Raw genomic sequence first — 16,224 nt, forward strand, 5'->3', positions numbered from 1 at the left:
CGAATCAATAGAATGAACGGGATTTACATACATGAACGACAGCGTGCTTGCCCCACAGTCCTCACGGGACGCGGCTGGAGCAATCCACCCCTGAAGCCGGCTCAGGAAACGGCCCGTAACCGGCTCCCGCAGGGCACGATGGCCCCATGGCGGACACCCCCATCGCGAACACGCACCAGTTCGAGGCCTGGAACGGCTACGAGGGCCGGCACTGGGCCGAACACCAGGCGCGCTACGACGGCTTGAACGACTCCCTGAACGGCCCGCTCCTCGACGCGGCCGCACTGCGCGGCACCGACACGGTCCTGGACATCGGCTGCGGCAACGGCCACGTGACCCGGCTGGCCGCACGCAGCGCGCACCGGGCGGTGGGCATCGACCTGTCGACCCCCATGCTGGAGCGTGCCCGCGCGACCGCCGAGACCGAAGGCCTCACCAATGTGACCCACGTCCAGGGCGACGCCCAGGTTCACCCCTTCGAACGGGCGAGCTTCGACGTCGCCCTGAGCCGCTACGGCGTGATGTTCTTCGCGGACCCGGTGGCGGCGTTCACGAACATCGCCGGCGCCCTGCGGCCGGAAGGCCGCCTGGCCTTCGTCTGTCCTCAGTCCTTCGACCGCCTGGACCAGGCGAGGATCTTCGAGGCGGTGGCGGAACACGCACCGCTGCCGGACCTGACGGCGGCGTCGAAGACGGGCCCGGCGTCGTTCGCGGACCCGGCGCGGTCACGGGACGTCCTCTCCAGGGCGGGCTACACGTCGATCGAGGTGGAACCCCTGGAAACCCAGCAACTCTGGGGTACGGACCCCGCCGACGCGTCGGCGTTCCTCTTCGGCTGGGGCCCGATGCGCCACTGGCTCCGCGACACACCGGCTGAGGCGGTCGCCCGCGCGCGCGAGGCGGCAACGGAGGCATTCACGGCGTACGCGACGGAGACGGGGGTGCGGTTGAGATCGCGGAGCTGGCTGGTGAGGGCGACGCGTGGCTGAGGCAGGTGGACTGCTCGCCCCCGAGTGGGCGCACTCGGACTACAGCATGTGCGGCATCCTGCACGGCTACCGGGACGGCCACTTCTTGGCGGAACGCTTCGGCTGCTGCCTGGGCTGGAGATCGCGCTCGTCGTCCTGGCACGGCTACGAGGTGGGCACGGACTGGTGCGAGTTCGAACTCGAGCCCGACGACCAGGACGTCCTCTTGAACGGGGTGGTGGCCCCCCACCGCTTCGACGACCTGGCCGCCCTCCTCACCCGCTTCGGAGTGACATACACGCTGGAGCTGTACGACGAGAACGGCAACCTGGTCAGGGAAACACATGGGTGACGACCGCATTTGGGTGGAATCAATGGGCGGCCCGCTGATCGTTGTCCCCGTCTCCGCCCTGCCCGCATGGCACGGATGCACGCAGACCGGAGTGATGGTTGGAGACGCCACGGCCGTGGACGACTACGACAGGGCCTGCGAGGTGGACGACCTGGCGGGGGTGATCGCCGTGGGCGACATGGGCGCCCAGGCGTTGGTCCTGGCAGAGGAACCGGTCAGGACGCGCTACGTACCTGAACTCAGCCTCTTCGTGCGCTGGCTGGCAGCGCACGACGAGGCCGAGTTGACCGCCGCAGTGGACGCGGCTCTCACGGACCCCACGACGCCTTGGGAGGAGTACGGCACCTGGACGACGGAGGGCCCAGCAGTCCTGATGGACTCAGCCGAAGCGGGCTCGGACCTGGATCAGGAATACCCCGACGGCGGCACCCCGTCCTACGCCCCACTGCCCCCCCGCCAGGCACCTGGCGAGTCCGAGCGGCGCACACGGAGGCGCAGGACGGAACCCGGGCAGGCCTGGTCCAACTCGTGCCCACGGACGCGCACCCGACGCTGCCACCCCACACGTAGGCCACGGCGCCAGCTTCGGGTGCTCGTGCCGGTCAACCTTCCAGCCGTGGAGCATGACGGGGGCCGCGCGGACAGTGCGACGGCACCTGGCTACGCCAGGCAGGCACGCTGGACTGCCGCATCCAGGCGCAGCCGCCGATGAACGGCCCGCCCTGGCCGCCCCCGCCGCGACAGCTGATTCCGGCTTCGAGGGCTGAGCGCCGCCGTCAGACCTTGATCACGGTGATACGTCCGCCGCCGAGCGCTGTGAGGTCGTCCGGGTCGGAGGTGAGAACCGTGACCGGACCAGGCGCGGCGAGGGCGGTGGCGCACAGCATGGCGTCGATGGCGTACTTGTGGCCGTGCAGGCCGGCTTCGGCAAGGAGCGTGGCCGCCTGCCGGGCGATCGGCTCGCTGACCGGTTCGACGACCAGACGCGAAAGGGTCCACTCCAGAGCCGGGCGGTTGATGCGGGGATGTACCACTTCGACGAGGGTGGCTGCCGATGTGATCACGCGCAGGTCATCGGCGCGAGCCAGAGCGAGCCAGCCGGTCACTGCGCGGTCACGCAGGACGGCCTTGGCCAGCCCTTCGCTGTCGAGGACCAGGGTGCCGCTCGGGGTGGCGGGGGTGTGCGTCACGCCGCGTCCGCCCCGCGCCGGTTCTGCTGTTCGCGGGCTTGATGGAGCTGATCACGCAGCGCCTGGATCTCTTCGTCCGTGATGGGGCCGTGCGCAGCCTCGGCGACCTGGATGAGGTCATTGAGGTTGTCGCGCTCGATCTGGCGGGCGACGGCCGCGGCGACGTAGGACGACAGGCCGGAAGGGCCACCGCGCGCACGAGCGGCCTCGGCAATGTCACGGGGCATAGTGATCGAGTACTTCTGAGTAGGCTCGCTCATGCTCCATATGCTACTCCTGATGCCACCACCGCGGGCGGTATGCAGGTCCAGTAGTCATTACGGAGCGAGCGAGTCGGTGCCAAGGACGCCAGGCGGGCGAGCAGCCCTGGGGACACCGGCGACCTCGTCGCCGTCTGGACCGGCCGCCCCACTCCGCACGCGGCACGTCCATCTCGCCGGCCGCTCATACCGGCGAGACGGTTGACCCGGCACAGCGTGCGACTGGGCTGGCTTGGCAACACGGACCTCACCGCGCTGTCAGGCCGACCGCCCCAACTCAACGGGAGCGGAGTCGTCGAGCGCCACTACCGCCCAGGCGCGGACTACTGGCAGTGAACTCTCCTCTCACCTTGACCGCCCGCCATACATTTTGGTCCGCCGGGCTCCGCGCGGCTTGGGGCGCAGGCTTCGATAGAAGACTGGGAAACGGAGAGCACCCGGGACGAACTCACTCCGCCGACTGGCCGACCACCCATCTCCGTCAGGACCACCCAGGATTTCGTCCCCGCCACGATTGGCTCTGCACAGTGCACCACTCCATGCCCCATTCGCCCTGCGCATACGCGAAGACCCCGCTCTCAGCGTTTCCGCTGGTGACGGGGTCTTTGGGCACCTCATGCTGGGTGCCCCCGGCAGGATTCGAACCTGCGCACACGGCTCCGGAGGCCGTTGCTCTATCCCCTGAGCTACGGGGGCGTGTCGGGCGCGGTGATCGCGGCGACGGGTAGAACACTACCAGTTCCCGGGGGGTGGTCATGAACCACTTTCCGCGCCGGCCGGGGTCGGTCCGGCGTGCAGCGGGTCGCCCGGCGGGGTCGGTCCGGTGTGCAGCCGGTCGCCCCGCCGACGGCGGTCCGGCGTGCGGCGCGTCGCCCGGACGGGGTGGAAGTGGGGAAACGCCGGACGCGGTGGCCGGTCCCGACCTACTCTCGAGTCGTGCCGAGCACTTCGGGCCGGGTTCTTGTGGTCGACGACAACAAGGTCATCCGGCAGTTGATCAGGGTCAACCTCGAGCTGGAGGGCTTCGAGGTGGTGACCGCCGCCGATGGTGCCGAGTGTCTGGAAGTCGTGCATCAGGTGCGGCCCGACCTCATCACCCTGGATGTCGTCATGCCCCGGCTCAACGGGCTCAGAACCGCCGGGCGGCTGCGGTCCGACCCCCGTACCGCCCACATCCCCCTCCTTGTCGTCAGCGCCTGCACCCAGCACGAGGTCGAGAGTGGCCTCGACGTCGGCGTCGACGCTTTTCTCGCCAAGCCCTTCGATCCGCAGGAGCTTGTCCGGCTCGTCCGCGCGCACGTCGCAGATCCTCTCGGGCGCGTGCGCGGGCCCGGGGACGCCGAGGCCGCCGCCGGGCACGCCGGCAGCTGAGAACCGCAGGTCCGGCCGTGTCCACGTGCGTCCACATCCCGGGACAGGCGTCAAACCTGTTCGCCTACCCACCCCCCTCCTCGCCTACGCTGGTCCCGTGACCCCCGTCGAGCTCTCCCGCACCGTGCTGCACGCGGTGCGCCGTGCCGTCGACGAGGGAGACCTCGCCGTGGCCGTGCCCGAGCGGGTCGTCGTCACGCCCCCCGGGCCCGGCGGCTGCGGCGACTACGCCACCAACGTCGCCCTTCAGCTCGCCCGCCCCGCCGGGCAGCCCGCCCCCGCCGTCGCCGAGCTGCTACGCATCCGACTGCTCCGTACCGACGGGATCAGCGACGTCGTCGTCACCGGGCCGGGGTTCCTCAACATCTCCCTCGGGGGTGCCGCGTCCGTCGAGGTCGTCCGTGAGGTTCTGCGGCGCGGGGGCCGCTACGGGCACGGGAACCCCCTCGCCGGGCAGGGAGCCGTACGGCTGGTCGCCGCCCGCGAAGTGCGCGCTGTCGTCCAGCTCGACGCCATCGCCCGGATCCTCCGGTCGCAGGGCGCCCTCGTGCACACCGAGTGCGCCGGTCCGCTCCCGGCCGAGTGGGCGAGTGTGCTGGGCGTACACGTCGACGGCGTCCGCGGTGAGAACGCCGAGGTCGGTGTCCGGCCCGTTCCCGCGCCCTCCGATCCGCTCCCCCTCGGCCGTGACGCCGCCCGCTGGGCCCTGCTGCATCCCGCACCGCACGACCGGCCCCGCATCGGGGACGAGCATCTGGTGCAGCGTGAGAGCAACCCTCTGTTCCGGGTGCGGTACGCACATGCCCGGAGTCGGGCGGTCGTGCGTAATGCCGCCGATCTCGGTTTCGGGGCGGAGCCGGGGGTCGTGGCGGACCAGCCGGCGCTGTGCCAGGCCCTCGCCGACCACCCCCGCGTCCTCGCCGCCACCGCCGTCCACCGCGCCCCCGACCGGCTCGCCCGGCACCTCGTCGCCGTCGCCGACGCCCTCGTGCCGCTGCTGCCCGCCGTGCTGCCCCTCGGTGAGGAGAAACCCTCGGCCGCCCACCGTGCCCGGCTCGCCCTCGCCGAAGCCGCCGGGACGGTGCTGGCCGGTGGCCTGTCCCTGCTCGGCATCGACGCACCCGAACATCTCTAGGAAGCCCAAGACCTGCCATGAGCCGTTCCGCACACCCCGCCGGGCCCCGTCACGCCGACGTCCTCCCCGAGGGGCACTACTCCGCGCCGCCCGCCGACCTCAACGCCCTCGACCCCAAGGTGTGGTCGCAGACCGTCACCCGTGACGGCGACGGCGTGCTCACCGTCGGCGGGATCGACGTCAAGCGGATCGCCGAGGAGTACGGCACCCCCGCCTACGTCCTCGACGAGGACGACTTCCGCTCCCGGGCCCGCGCCTGGCGCACCGCCTTCGGCGAGAACGCCGACGTCTTCTACGCCGGCAAGGCGTTCCTCTCCCGCGCCGTCGTGCGGTGGCTGAACGAGGAGGGGCTGAACCTCGACGTCTGCTCCGGCGGCGAGCTGGCCACCGCCCTGTCCGCCGGCATGCCCGCCGAGCGCATCGCCTTCCACGGCAACAACAAGTCCGTCGCCGAGATCCGCCGGGCCGTCGAGGCCGGCGTCGGGCGGATCGTGCTCGACTCCTTCCAGGAGATCGTCCGCGTCGCCCACATCGCCCGCGAGCTCGGCACCCGGCAGCGCGTGCAGATCCGCATCACCGTCGGCGTCGAGGCGCACACCCACGAGTTCATCGCCACCGCCCACGAGGACCAGAAGTTCGGCATCCCGCTGGCCGGCGGGCAGGCCGCCGAGGCCGTGCGGCGCGCGCTCCAGCTCGACGGGCTCGAGGTCATCGGCATCCACTCGCACATCGGGTCGCAGATCTTCGACATGTCCGGTTTCGAGGTCGCCGCGCACCGCGTGGTCGGGCTGCTCAAGGACATCCGCGACGAGCACGGCGTCGAGCTGCCCGAGATCGACCTCGGCGGCGGCCTCGGCATCGCCTACACCAGCGACGACGACCCCCGCGAGCCGCACGAGATCGCCAAGGCGCTCAGCGAGATCGTCACCCGTGAGTGCGAGGCCGCGAAGCTGCGCACCCCCCGCATCTCCGTCGAGCCGGGGCGCGCGATCGTCGGGCCGACCGCCTTCACGCTGTACGAGGTCGGCACCGTCAAGCAGCTCGAAGGCCTGCGGACGTACGTCTCCGTCGACGGCGGCATGTCGGACAACATCCGCACCGCCCTGTACGACGCCGAGTACAGCGTCTCCCTCGTCTCCCGCTCCTCCGACGCCGAGCCCATGCTCACCCGGGTCGTCGGCAAGCACTGCGAGAGCGGTGACATCGTGGTGAAGGACGCCTTCCTGCCGGGCGACCTGGCACCGGGTGACCTGATCGCCGTGCCGGCGACCGGGGCGTACTGCCGGTCCATGGCCAGCAACTACAACCACGTGCTGCGGCCGCCGGTGATCGCCGTCAAGGACGGCCAGGCGCGCGTCGTCGTCCGGCGCGAGACGGAGGAGGACCTGCTGCGGCTCGACGTCGGCTGAGACGCCCCCGAAGAACAGGGCCCCGGCCAGGGCCCCGGACAGGGCCCTGAACAGGGTGACCGCGCCGGCGGAAGATCTTTCGCCGGCGCGGTCACGGAAATGAAATAGACGTCTCACAATCCGGACTTGGCGCAGAAAGTCCCGTTCGGTGAGTGAGACTGGTGCAACCGAGACGGTAATCAGGAAACGAGGTCGGATGATGCGTACGCGTCCGCTGAAGGTGGCGCTGCTGGGCTGTGGAGTGGTCGGCTCAGAGGTGGCGCGCATCATGACGACGCACGCCGACGACCTCGCCGCCCGCATCGGGGCCCCGGTGGAGCTCGCCGGGGTCGCCGTGCGGCGCCCGGACAAGGTGCGCGAGGGCATCGACCCGTCCCTGGTCACCACCGACGCCACCGCCCTGGTCAAACGCGGCGACCTGGACGTCGTCGTGGAGGTCATCGGCGGCATCGAGCCCGCCCGGACCCTCATCACCACCGCCTTCGAGCACGGCGCCTCCGTCGTCTCCGCCAACAAGGCCCTCCTCGCCCAGGACGGCGCCGCGCTGCACGCCGCCGCCGAGGAGCACGGCAAGGACCTTTACTACGAGGCCGCCGTGGCCGGCGCCATCCCGCTGATCCGCCCGCTGCGCGAGTCCCTCGCCGGCGACAAGGTCAACCGGGTGCTCGGCATCGTCAACGGCACCACCAACTTCATCCTCGACAAGATGGACAGCACGGGGGCCGGTTATCAGGAGGCCCTCGACGAGGCCACCGCCCTGGGGTACGCCGAGGCCGACCCGACCGCCGACGTCGAGGGCTTCGACGCCGCCGCCAAGGCCGCCATCCTCGCCGGGATCGCCTTCCACACCCGCGTGCGCCTCGACGACGTCCACCGCGAGGGCATGACCGAGGTGACGGCCGCGGACTTCGCCTCCGCCAAGGAGATGGGCTGCACCATCAAGCTGCTCGCCATCTGCGAGCGGGCCGGGGACGGGGCGTCCGTCACCGCGCGCGTGCACCCGGCGATGATCCCGCTCAGCCACCCGCTGGCCTCCGTGCGGGGCGCCTACAACGCCGTGTTCGTCGAGTCGGACGCCTCCGGGCAGCTGATGTTCTACGGCCCCGGCGCCGGCGGCGCCCCGACCGCCTCCGCGGTGCTCGGCGACCTGGTCGCCGTCGCCCGCAACCGGATCAACGGGACCACCGGCCCCGGTGAGTCCGCGTACGCGGCGCTGCCCGTCTCGCCGATGGGCGAGGTCGTCACGCGCTACCACATCAGCCTGGACGTGGCCGACAAACCGGGTGTGCTCGCCCAGGTCGCCACCGTGTTCGCGGAGCACGGTGTCTCGATCGACACGGTCCGCCAGCAAGGCAAGGACGGGGAGGCGTCGCTCGTCGTCGTCACCCACCGTGCGTCCGACGCGGCCCTCGGCGGGACCGTGGAGGCGTTGCGCAAGCTCGACACCGTGCGTGGTGTCGCCAGCATCATGCGGGTTGAAGGAGAGTAACCAGCAATGACCCACCAGTGGCGCGGAATCATCGAGGAGTACCGGGACCGGCTTCCGGTGTCGGACACCACGCCGGTCGTGACGCTCCGTGAGGGCGGTACGCCGCTCGTGCCCGCGCAGGTGCTCTCCGAGCGCACAGGCTGCGAGGTCCACCTCAAGGTCGAGGGCGCGAACCCGACCGGGTCCTTCAAGGACCGCGGCATGACCATGGCCATCTCGCGGGCGAAGGAGGAGGGCGCCAAGGCGGTCATCTGCGCCTCCACCGGCAACACCTCCGCGTCCGCCGCCGCGTACGGCGTGCGCGCCGGCATGGTCTCCGCCGTGCTGGTGCCGCAGGGCAAGATCGCGCTGGGCAAGATGGGCCAGGCCCTGGTGCATGGCGCGAAGATCCTCCAGGTCGACGGCAACTTCGACGACTGTCTGACGCTGGCCCGCGCGCTGAGCGACAACTACCCGGTGGCGCTGGTCAATTCGGTCAATCCGGTGCGCATCGAGGGGCAGAAGACCGCCGCTTTCGAGATCGTGGACATGCTGGGCGACGCCCCCGACATCCACGTCCTGCCGGTGGGCAACGCGGGCAACATCACCGCGTACTGGAAGGGCTACAAGGAGTACGCCGCCGACGGCGTCAGCACCCGGACCCCGCGCATGTGGGGCTACCAGGCCTCCGGCAGCGCCCCGATCGTGCGCGGCGAGGTGGTCAAGGACCCCTCGACCATCGCCACCGCCATCCGCATCGGCAACCCCGCCTCGTGGGACTTCGCGCTCGCCGCGCGGGACGAGTCGGGCGGCCACATCGAGGAGGTGACGGACCGTGAGATCCTGCGCGCCTACCGGCTGCTGGCCTCCCAGGAGGGCGTCTTCGTCGAGCCCGCGTCCGCCGCGTCGGTGGCCGGTCTGCTGAAGGCGGCCGAGCAGGGCAAGGTCGATCCTGGACAGAGGATCGTCTGCACCGTCACCGGCAACGGTCTGAAGGACCCCGACTGGGCCGTCGCCGGCGCCCCGCAGCCGGTCACCGTCCCGGTCGACGCCGCCACGGCCGCCCAGCGGCTCGGTCTCGCCTGACCCACGCGGCCCAGTCGCGTCCGACCCACGCGACCCGATCCGCGTGCTCCCGGCGACGCGGTCCACGCGTTTCCTGCGGTGCGGTCCACGCGCTTCAGGCGACGCGGATCCGCGAAACCGGCGTAAGGACGCGCCTGCCTGGGGACGCTCACCGCAGGGGGTGCACGGGGGGCTTACGACACGCATCGTGCGCCTCCTGTGCGCCCTATGTCGCAGGTGAACCTTCCTTCGATAGGCTGTACCGAACCCGCCCGCCGCATATGCCGCGGTAGTGCGTCGTCCCCGTGGTCCCCGCCAGTGACCCGGGGCGGCCCGCAAGCGGCCGGCCAGCCCGGCCGGCGGCGGCCCCAGGGTTCTCGTACGTCATCGAATGTCCATCGAACGTCATTCGACAGTCCACGCAGCTCAAGGAGAGTCTTCGAGCGATGGCCGGTCCCGCGTTCCGCGCCGCCGCCGTCCGGGTGCGCGTCCCCGCCACCAGCGCCAACCTCGGCCCGGGCTTCGACGCCCTCGGCCTCGCGCTGGGCCTCTACGACGACGTCGTCGTCCGGGTGGCGGACTCCGGGCTGCACATCGACATCGCGGGTGAGGGCAGTGAGACCCTCCCGCGGGACGAGCGCCACCTTCTCGTACGCTCCCTGCGCACCGCCTTCGACCTGCTCGGCGGGCAGCCGCGCGGTCTGGAGATCGTCTGCGCCAACCGCATCCCGCACGGCCGGGGCCTCGGCTCCTCGTCGGCCGCCATCTGCGCCGGGATCGTCGCCGCGCGCGCCGTCACGATAGGCGCCGACGCCAAGCTCGACGACACCGCGCTGCTGGAGCTGGCCACCGAGATCGAGGGCCACCCCGACAACGTCGCGGCCTGCCTGCTCGGCGGGTTCACCCTGTCCTGGCTGGAGGGCGGCGCCGCCCGGGCGATCAGGATGGAGCCCGCCGAATCCGTCGTTCCGGTGGTCTTCGTGCCCGCGAAGCCGGTCCTCACCGAGACCGCGCGCGGACTGCTCCCGCGCACCGTGCCGCATGTCGACGCCGCCGCCAACGCGGGCCGGGCGGCCCTGCTCGTCGAGGCGCTGACCCGGCGCCCCGAGCTGCTGCTGCCCGCCACCGAGGACCGTCTGCACCAGGAGTACCGCGCCCCGGCGATGCCGGAGAGCGCCGCACTGGTGGAGCGGCTGCGCGGGGACGGGATCCCCGCCGTGATCTCCGGCGCCGGACCCACGGTGATGGCGCTGGCCGACGCGGGCACGGCCGACAAGGTCGAGGCACTGGCCGGCACCGACTGGGCCGCGAACCGGCTCGGGCTCGACGTCCAGGGAGCGAGCGTCCTTCCGCTCGCCACCTGACACGGTTGCCGGATTTGGAGAGGGGGAATGTTTGTTGGATCCGGTAGTGTTAACCTCAAGTCTGCACCCGACCCCACCATGGCGAGGTGCCTCGTGTCCCCGTCCGGGACAGACATTCTTCCGGGAGCCCCCCAAGCCGCACTGTGTTCACTGCGACGCACGCAGGCCGTACGTCGTACGCGGACACTGAACGGCCCGCCAGTGGGGGTACCCCCTCTGGGGGAGCTTCGGAACCGGTGCGACCGCGCCACGTGACACTGGGTGCCACGGCTCGAGGTAGCGCCATCACCAGATATCTCTTCCGCCGCTGAGGCGGACCACCGCCCCGGCACGGTCCACACACCAGGGAACGATGCCGGACAGCACAACCGGTCGCCGAGCCAGACAGGCCGACGTCCGCTCCAGGGAAGGACCCTTTGTGAGCGACACCACCGATCTGATGGGCGCACGTGTCGAGGAGACCGCTGCCGCGCCCGCCACGGACGCTTCCGCGCCTGCCACCGGTGCCGGCTCCCGGCGGCGCCGCGGTACCGGCCTCGAGGGCATGGTGCTGGCCGAGCTGCAGCAGGTCGCATCCGGCCTCGGTATCAGGGGCACCGCGCGGATGCGCAAGAGCCAGCTGATCGAGGTCATCAAGGAGGCGCAGGCCGCCGGTTCGGGCGCCCCCTCCGCGGACGCCCCGGCCAAGGCCGAGGCCGCCGGCGAGACCAAGCCCAAGCGCCGCGCCACCTCCCGCACCCGCACGGGCGACACGGCCGAGAAGGCGGAGAAGGCCGAGGCCAAGGACGAGCAGGCGCCCGCCGACAAGGCCGCGGCCCAGCAGCAGATCGAGATTCCCGGTCAGCCCTCGCCGAAGGCCTCCGACGCCGAGCAGGCCGCCGAGAGCGCCCCCGCCGAGCGTCGCCGCCGTCGCGCCACCGCCGAGGCCGGCGCCCCGTCCGCCGCGACCGAGACGATTGCGGCCGAGGCGAAGACCGACACCAAGAACGACAACCCGGCGCAGCAGCAGGGTGACGGCAAGTCCGACCACGACGGCGGCGAGGGCCGCCGCCGCGACCGGCGCGACCGTGACCGCGGACGTGACCGTGACCGCGGCGACCGAGGTGACCGCGGCGACCGGGGCGACCGCGGCGATCGTGGTGACCGCCGGGGCAAGGGCGACGACCAGCAGCAGAGCCAGGGCGGCGGCCGTCAGCAGAACCAGCAGGGTGGCGGGGGCCGTCAGGACGACGGGTACGACGACGACGGAGGCGGCCGCCGTGGCCGTCGTGGCCGCTACCGCGACCGCCGTGGCCGTCGTGGCCGCGACGAGGTGCAGGAGCCGCAGATCAACGAGGACGACGTCCTGATCCCGGTCGCGGGCATCCTGGACATCCTCGACAACTACGCCTTCATCCGGACCTCCGGCTACCTGCCCGGCCCGAACGACGTGTACGTCTCCCTCGCCCAGGTCCGCAAGAACGGCCTGCGCAAGGGCGACCACGTCACCGGTGCGGTCCGCCAGCCCAAGGACGGCGAGCGGCGCGAGAAGTTCAACGCGCTGGTCCGCCTGGACTCCGTCAACGGCATGGCGCCCGAACACGGCCGCGGCCGCCCGGAGTTCAACAAGCTGACCCCGCTGTACCCGCAGGACCGGCTGCGCCTGGAGACCGACCCGGGCGTGCTCACCACGCGGATCATCGACCTCGTGTCGCCGATCGGCAAGGGCCAGCGCGGTCTGATCGTGGCCCCGCCGAAGACCGGCAAGACCATGATCATGCAGGCGGTCGCCAACGCGATCACCCACAACAACCCCGAGTGCCACCTGATGGTCGTCCTCGTCGACGAGCGTCCGGAAGAGGTCACCGACATGCAGCGGTCGGTGAAGGGCGAGGTCATCTCCTCGACCTTCGACCGCCCGGCCGAGGACCACACCACGGTCGCCGAGCTCGCCATCGAGCGCGCCAAGCGCCTGGTGGAGCTGGGTCACGACGTCGTCGTGCTGCTCGACTCGATCACGCGTCTGGGCCGTGCGTACAACCTCGCCGCCCCGGCCTCCGGCCGCATCCTGTCCGGTGGTGTCGACTCGACCGCCCTGTACCCGCCGAAGCGCTTCTTCGGTGCGGCCCGCAACATCGAGGACGGCGGCTCGCTGACCATCCTCGCCACCGCCCTGGTGGACACCGGGTCCCGCATGGACGAGGTGATCTTCGAGGAGTTCAAGGGCACCGGCAACATGGAGCTCAAGCTCGACCGGAAGCTCGCCGACAAGCGCATCTTCCCCGCGGTGGACGTCGACGCGTCCGGCACCCGTAAGGAAGAGATCCTGCTCGGCAACGAGGAGCTGGCGGTCGTCTGGAAGCTGCGCCGCGTGCTGCACGCGCTGGACCAGCAGCAGGCGATCGAGCTGCTGCTCGACAAGATGAAGCAGACCAAGTCGAACGTCGAGTTCCTGATGCAGATCCAGAAGACGACGCCGACGCCGGGCAACGGCGACTGACGTCACCTTCTTCTCGGGCCCCCGCGCGGGCACGACGAACGGCCGTCCCTTCACGGGACGGCCGTTTTTCGTGCACGGATGTGGTCGGACAGGTGTACGTTCACGCTGCTCCGGGCTCTCCTCCAACAGGATTCAGAGAACGATCCCAACAGCCCGAGGGGGTAATTGCATGGATGTACCCATGTCCGGACCCGGCCCTCGCAGGCGCCGGTTCGCCGTCGTCGCGGCGCTGCTGACGGCGCCGGCCGCCAGATCGTCACCCCGGTGACCTGACCGGCGACTACGTGCCCGACCTGCTGATGGTCGACTCCGCGGGCGTCCTGTGGACGTACCCGGGCAAGGTCAACGGCACCTTCTCGGCCCGTCTGAAGACGGGCACGGGCTGGGCCGGCTTCGACGTCCTGCGCGGTCACGGTGACTTCACCGGCGACGGCCGCACCGACTTGGTGGCCCGGGTCCGCAGCACCGGCGACCTGTACCTGCACAAGGGCACCGGCAAGGCCGGCGCGGGCTCCTTCACCGGCCGCACCAAGCTGGCCACGTGGAAGAGCACCACGTACAACGCCGTCGTCACGGTCGGCGACGTCAGCGGCGATGGCAAGGCGGACCTGCTGGCCCGCACGCCGAGCGGCCGGCTACCAGAATCACGACCTGCTGGGCTGAGCCTCCGCCCGTCCGTGAGCACCACGGGGTGGCCCCGGGAATGATCCCGGGGCCACCCCCGTTTTGGGAGACGGCGCCAGTCCTGGCAGACTGGTACGTCGGCCCCGGTTCACGCCCCGCATCCCGCGGATGCGACCCGGTGCCCTCCCGGAACCTAGGAGACACCTTGAAGCGCGACATCCACCCCGAGTACGTCGAGACGCAGGTCAGCTGCACCTGTGGCGCGTCGTTCACCACCCGCAGCACGATCACCGGCGGCAACATCCGCGCCGAGGTCTGCTCCGAGTGCCACCCGTTCTACACGGGCAAGCAGAAGATCCTCGACACCGGTGGCCGTGTGGCCCGCTTCGAGGCCCGCTTCGGCAAGGCTGCCGGCTCCAAGAAGTAGCGAGCACCGAATCGCCGGTCCACGGCCGCGCCCCCGCCCGGGGGCAGGCCGGGACCGGCGTTTTTGGTCGCCCGCCCTTCACCCACGTACCAGCAGGAGCCCAAGATGTTCGAGGCCGTCGAGGAACTCGTCGCCGAGCACGCCGACCTGGAGAAGAAGCTCGCCGACCCGTCGGTCCACGCCGATCAGGCCAACGCGCGCAAGCTGAACAAGCGCTACGCCGAGCTCACCCCGATCGTCGCCACGTACCGCTCCTGGAAGCAGCACGGCGACGACATCGAGACCGCGCGCGAACTGGGCGCCGACGACCCGGAGTTCGCCGCCGAGGTCAAGGACCTGGAGGCGCGGCGCGAGGAGCTCACCGAGAAGCTGCGGCTGCTGCTGGTCCCGCGCGACCCCAGCGACGACAAGGACGTCATCCTCGAGATCAAGGCGGGCGCGGGCGGCGACGAGTCCGCCCTGTTCGCCGGCGACCTGCTGCGCATGTACCTGCGCTACGCCGAGCGCGTCGGCTGGAAGACCGAGATCATCGACGCCACCGAGTCCGAGCTGGGCGGCTACAAGGACGTCCAGGTCGCCGTGAAGTCCCGCGGCCAGATCGAGCCCGGCCAGGGCGTGTGGGCCCGGATGAAGTACGAGGGCGGGGTGCACCGCGTGCAGCGGGTGCCCGCCACCGAGTCCCAGGGCCGCATCCACACCTCGGCCGCGGGTGTCCTCGTGACCCCCGAGGCGGAGGAGGTCGACGTCGAGATCAACCCGAACGACCTGCGCATCGACGTCTACCGCTCCTCCGGTCCGGGCGGGCAGTCGGTGAACACCACCGACTCCGCCGTGCGCATCACGCACCTGCCGACCGGTGTCGTCGCCTCCTGCCAGAACGAGAAGAGCCAGTTGCAGAACAAGGAGCAGGCACTGCGTATCCTGCGCTCCAGGCTCCTCGCCATGGCGCAGGAGGAGGCGGAGCGGGAGGCCGCCGACGCCCGCCGCAGCCAGGTCCGCACCGTGGACCGCTCCGAGAAGATCCGCACGTACAACTACCCGGAGAACCGCATCTCCGACCACCGTGTCGGCTTCAAGGCGTACAACCTGGACCAGGTCCTGGACGGCGACCTCGACGCGGTGATCCAGGCCTGCGTCGACGCGGACTCGGCCGCCAAGCTCGCCGCCGCGTAAGCACCCGAAGACAGCCCGGAGGATCAGCGTGCAGCAACACATTGGGGGGCGACCCCCGAACCCCCGAGGCGTGCTGCTCGCCGAGGTGGCCCAGGCCACCCAGCGGCTCGCCGACGCGGGCGTGCCCTCGCCGCGCACCGACGCGGAGGAGCTCGCCGCGTTCGTGCACGGCGTCAAGCGCGGCGAGCTGCACACGGTGAAGGACGCCGACTTCGACGCCCGGTACTGGGAGGTCATCGCCCGCCGTGAGGCCCGCGAGCCGCTCCAGCACATCACCGGCCGGGCGTACTTCCGCTACCTGGAGCTCCAGGTCGGCCCGGGGGTGTTCGTGCCCCGCCCGGAGACCGAGTCGGTGGTCGGCTGGGCCATAGACGCCGTGCGCGCGATGGACGTCGTCGAGCCGTGCATCGTCGACCTGTGCACCGGCTCCGGCGCGATCGCCCTCGCGCTCGCCCAGGAGGTGCCCCGGTCCCGCGTGTACGCCGTGGAGCTGTCCGAGGACGCCCTCAGGTGGACCCGCAAGAACGTGGAGGGGTCCAGGGTCGAACTGCGCCAGGGGGACGCCCTGACCGCCTTCCCGGACCTCGACGGCCAGGTCGACCTGGTGGTCTCCAACCCGCCCTACATCCCCCTCACCGAGTGGGAGTACGTCGCCCCCGAGGCCCGCGACTACGACCCCGAGCTCGCGCTGTTCTCCGGTGAGGACGGCCTGGAGCTGATCCGCGGCCTGGAGCGCACCGCGCACCGGCTGCTGCGCCCCGGCGGGGTGGTCGTCGTCGAGCACGCCGACACCCAGGGCGGCCAGGTGCCGTGGATCTTCGCCGAGGACCGCGGCTGGACCGACGCGGCCGACCACCCCGACCTGAACAACCGCCCCCGGTTCGCCACCGCACGCAAGGCGCTGCCGTGACCGGCACGGCGCATACTTCTTCCCCCCAG

General features: G+C 71.2%; 15 protein-coding genes, 1 tRNA gene and 1 pseudogene. 14 read left to right on the forward strand and 3 right to left on the reverse strand.

The features are described 5' to 3' along the window. Window positions 1-146: 146 nt before the first annotated feature. From ACIF8S_RS27125 to ACIF8S_RS27135, 3 genes are read left to right on the forward strand one after another with little or no spacing between them, the layout of a single operon-like run. Window positions 147-989 (forward strand): class I SAM-dependent methyltransferase, encoded by an 843-nt coding sequence (locus ACIF8S_RS27125; RefSeq protein ID WP_400002446.1) that lies wholly within the window; start codon window positions 147-149, stop codon window positions 987-989. Continuing rightward, window positions 982-1,320, forward strand: coding sequence for a hypothetical protein (locus ACIF8S_RS27130; RefSeq protein ID WP_400002448.1), 339 nt, complete (start codon window positions 982-984; stop codon window positions 1,318-1,320). Before ACIF8S_RS27125 ends, ACIF8S_RS27130 begins: the two co-directional genes overlap by 8 nt. 22 nt (window positions 1,321-1,342) lie before the next feature. Beyond that, window positions 1,343-2,032 carry an Imm21 family immunity protein gene (locus ACIF8S_RS27135; protein WP_400002532.1) on the forward strand — a complete coding sequence of 230 codons (690 nt, stop codon included), beginning with the start codon at window positions 1,343-1,345 and terminating at the stop codon, window positions 2,030-2,032. A 64-nt stretch (window positions 2,033-2,096) separates the two neighbouring features. On the opposite strand, the gene ACIF8S_RS27140 is transcribed toward ACIF8S_RS27135, so the two are convergent. The 3 genes from ACIF8S_RS27140 to ACIF8S_RS27150 all read right to left on the reverse strand — a co-directional run bounded on the left by ACIF8S_RS27140 (window position 2,097) and on the right by ACIF8S_RS27150 (window position 3,466). Next, the gene (locus ACIF8S_RS27140; RefSeq protein WP_400002450.1) at window positions 2,097-2,510 is read right to left on the reverse strand and encodes a type II toxin-antitoxin system VapC family toxin; all 414 of its coding nucleotides are present in this window, start codon (window positions 2,508-2,510) and stop codon (window positions 2,097-2,099) included. Beyond that, a complete protein-coding gene (locus ACIF8S_RS27145; RefSeq protein ID WP_024884483.1) occupies window positions 2,507-2,770 on the reverse strand; it encodes a hypothetical protein in 264 nt (87 codons plus the stop codon). Before ACIF8S_RS27145 ends, ACIF8S_RS27140 begins: the two co-directional genes overlap by 4 nt. A 624-nt stretch (window positions 2,771-3,394) precedes the next feature. Further along, window positions 3,395-3,466 (reverse strand) — tRNA-Arg (locus tag ACIF8S_RS27150). Window positions 3,467-3,658: 192 nt separating this feature from the next. On the opposite strand from ACIF8S_RS27150, the gene ACIF8S_RS27155 reads away from it, so the two are divergent. From ACIF8S_RS27155 to prmC, 11 genes and pseudogenes are all read left to right on the forward strand, one after another. After that, complete coding sequence (locus ACIF8S_RS27155) at window positions 3,659-4,141, forward strand: PleD family two-component system response regulator (protein ID WP_400002533.1); 483 nt, start codon at window positions 3,659-3,661, stop codon at window positions 4,139-4,141. A gap of 97 nt (window positions 4,142-4,238) precedes the next feature. Beyond that, window positions 4,239-5,276, forward strand: a complete 1,038-nt coding sequence (gene nrtL / locus ACIF8S_RS27160; RefSeq protein WP_400002452.1) for an ArgS-related anticodon-binding protein NrtL — start codon at window positions 4,239-4,241, stop codon at window positions 5,274-5,276. A 17-nt stretch (window positions 5,277-5,293) separates the two neighbouring features. Beyond that, window positions 5,294-6,685: a diaminopimelate decarboxylase gene (gene lysA, locus ACIF8S_RS27165; protein WP_400002453.1), complete on the forward strand. Its 1,392-nt coding sequence runs from the start codon at window positions 5,294-5,296 to the stop codon at window positions 6,683-6,685. A 196-nt stretch (window positions 6,686-6,881) separates the two neighbouring features. After that, window positions 6,882-8,174 carry a homoserine dehydrogenase gene (locus ACIF8S_RS27170; RefSeq protein ID WP_400002454.1) on the forward strand — a complete coding sequence of 431 codons (1,293 nt, stop codon included), beginning with the start codon at window positions 6,882-6,884 and terminating at the stop codon, window positions 8,172-8,174. A gap of 6 nt (window positions 8,175-8,180) precedes the next feature. Continuing rightward, entirely contained in the window at window positions 8,181-9,239 is a 1,059-nt protein-coding gene (thrC, locus tag ACIF8S_RS27175) for a threonine synthase (protein WP_215211533.1), read from the forward strand. Window positions 9,240-9,664: 425 nt separating this feature from the next. Next, the gene (thrB, locus tag ACIF8S_RS27180; RefSeq protein WP_349791122.1) at window positions 9,665-10,582 is read left to right on the forward strand and encodes a homoserine kinase; all 918 of its coding nucleotides are present in this window, start codon (window positions 9,665-9,667) and stop codon (window positions 10,580-10,582) included. A 418-nt stretch (window positions 10,583-11,000) separates the two neighbouring features. After that, window positions 11,001-13,061: a transcription termination factor Rho gene (gene rho / locus ACIF8S_RS27185; RefSeq protein WP_400002457.1), complete on the forward strand. Its 2,061-nt coding sequence runs from the start codon at window positions 11,001-11,003 to the stop codon at window positions 13,059-13,061. 260 nt (window positions 13,062-13,321) lie between these two features. Next, window positions 13,322-13,768: pseudogene (locus ACIF8S_RS27190) on the forward strand (FG-GAP repeat domain-containing protein); the annotation flags it as partial. A gap of 122 nt (window positions 13,769-13,890) precedes the next feature. Next, window positions 13,891-14,112, forward strand: a complete 222-nt coding sequence (gene rpmE, locus ACIF8S_RS27195; RefSeq protein WP_024884511.1) for a 50S ribosomal protein L31 — start codon at window positions 13,891-13,893, stop codon at window positions 14,110-14,112. Between the two features lie 105 nt (window positions 14,113-14,217). Next, window positions 14,218-15,285: a peptide chain release factor 1 gene (gene prfA / locus ACIF8S_RS27200; RefSeq protein ID WP_215211535.1), complete on the forward strand. Its 1,068-nt coding sequence runs from the start codon at window positions 14,218-14,220 to the stop codon at window positions 15,283-15,285. A gap of 70 nt (window positions 15,286-15,355) precedes the next feature. After that, complete coding sequence (prmC, locus tag ACIF8S_RS27205) at window positions 15,356-16,195, forward strand: peptide chain release factor N(5)-glutamine methyltransferase (protein WP_349791119.1); 840 nt, start codon at window positions 15,356-15,358, stop codon at window positions 16,193-16,195. The last annotated feature ends 29 nt before the right edge of the window (window positions 16,196-16,224 follow it).

The sequence above is a fragment of the Streptomyces sp. NPDC085937 genome (assembly GCF_044540535.1).
GTDB lineage: Bacteria > Actinomycetota > Actinomycetes > Streptomycetales > Streptomycetaceae > Streptomyces.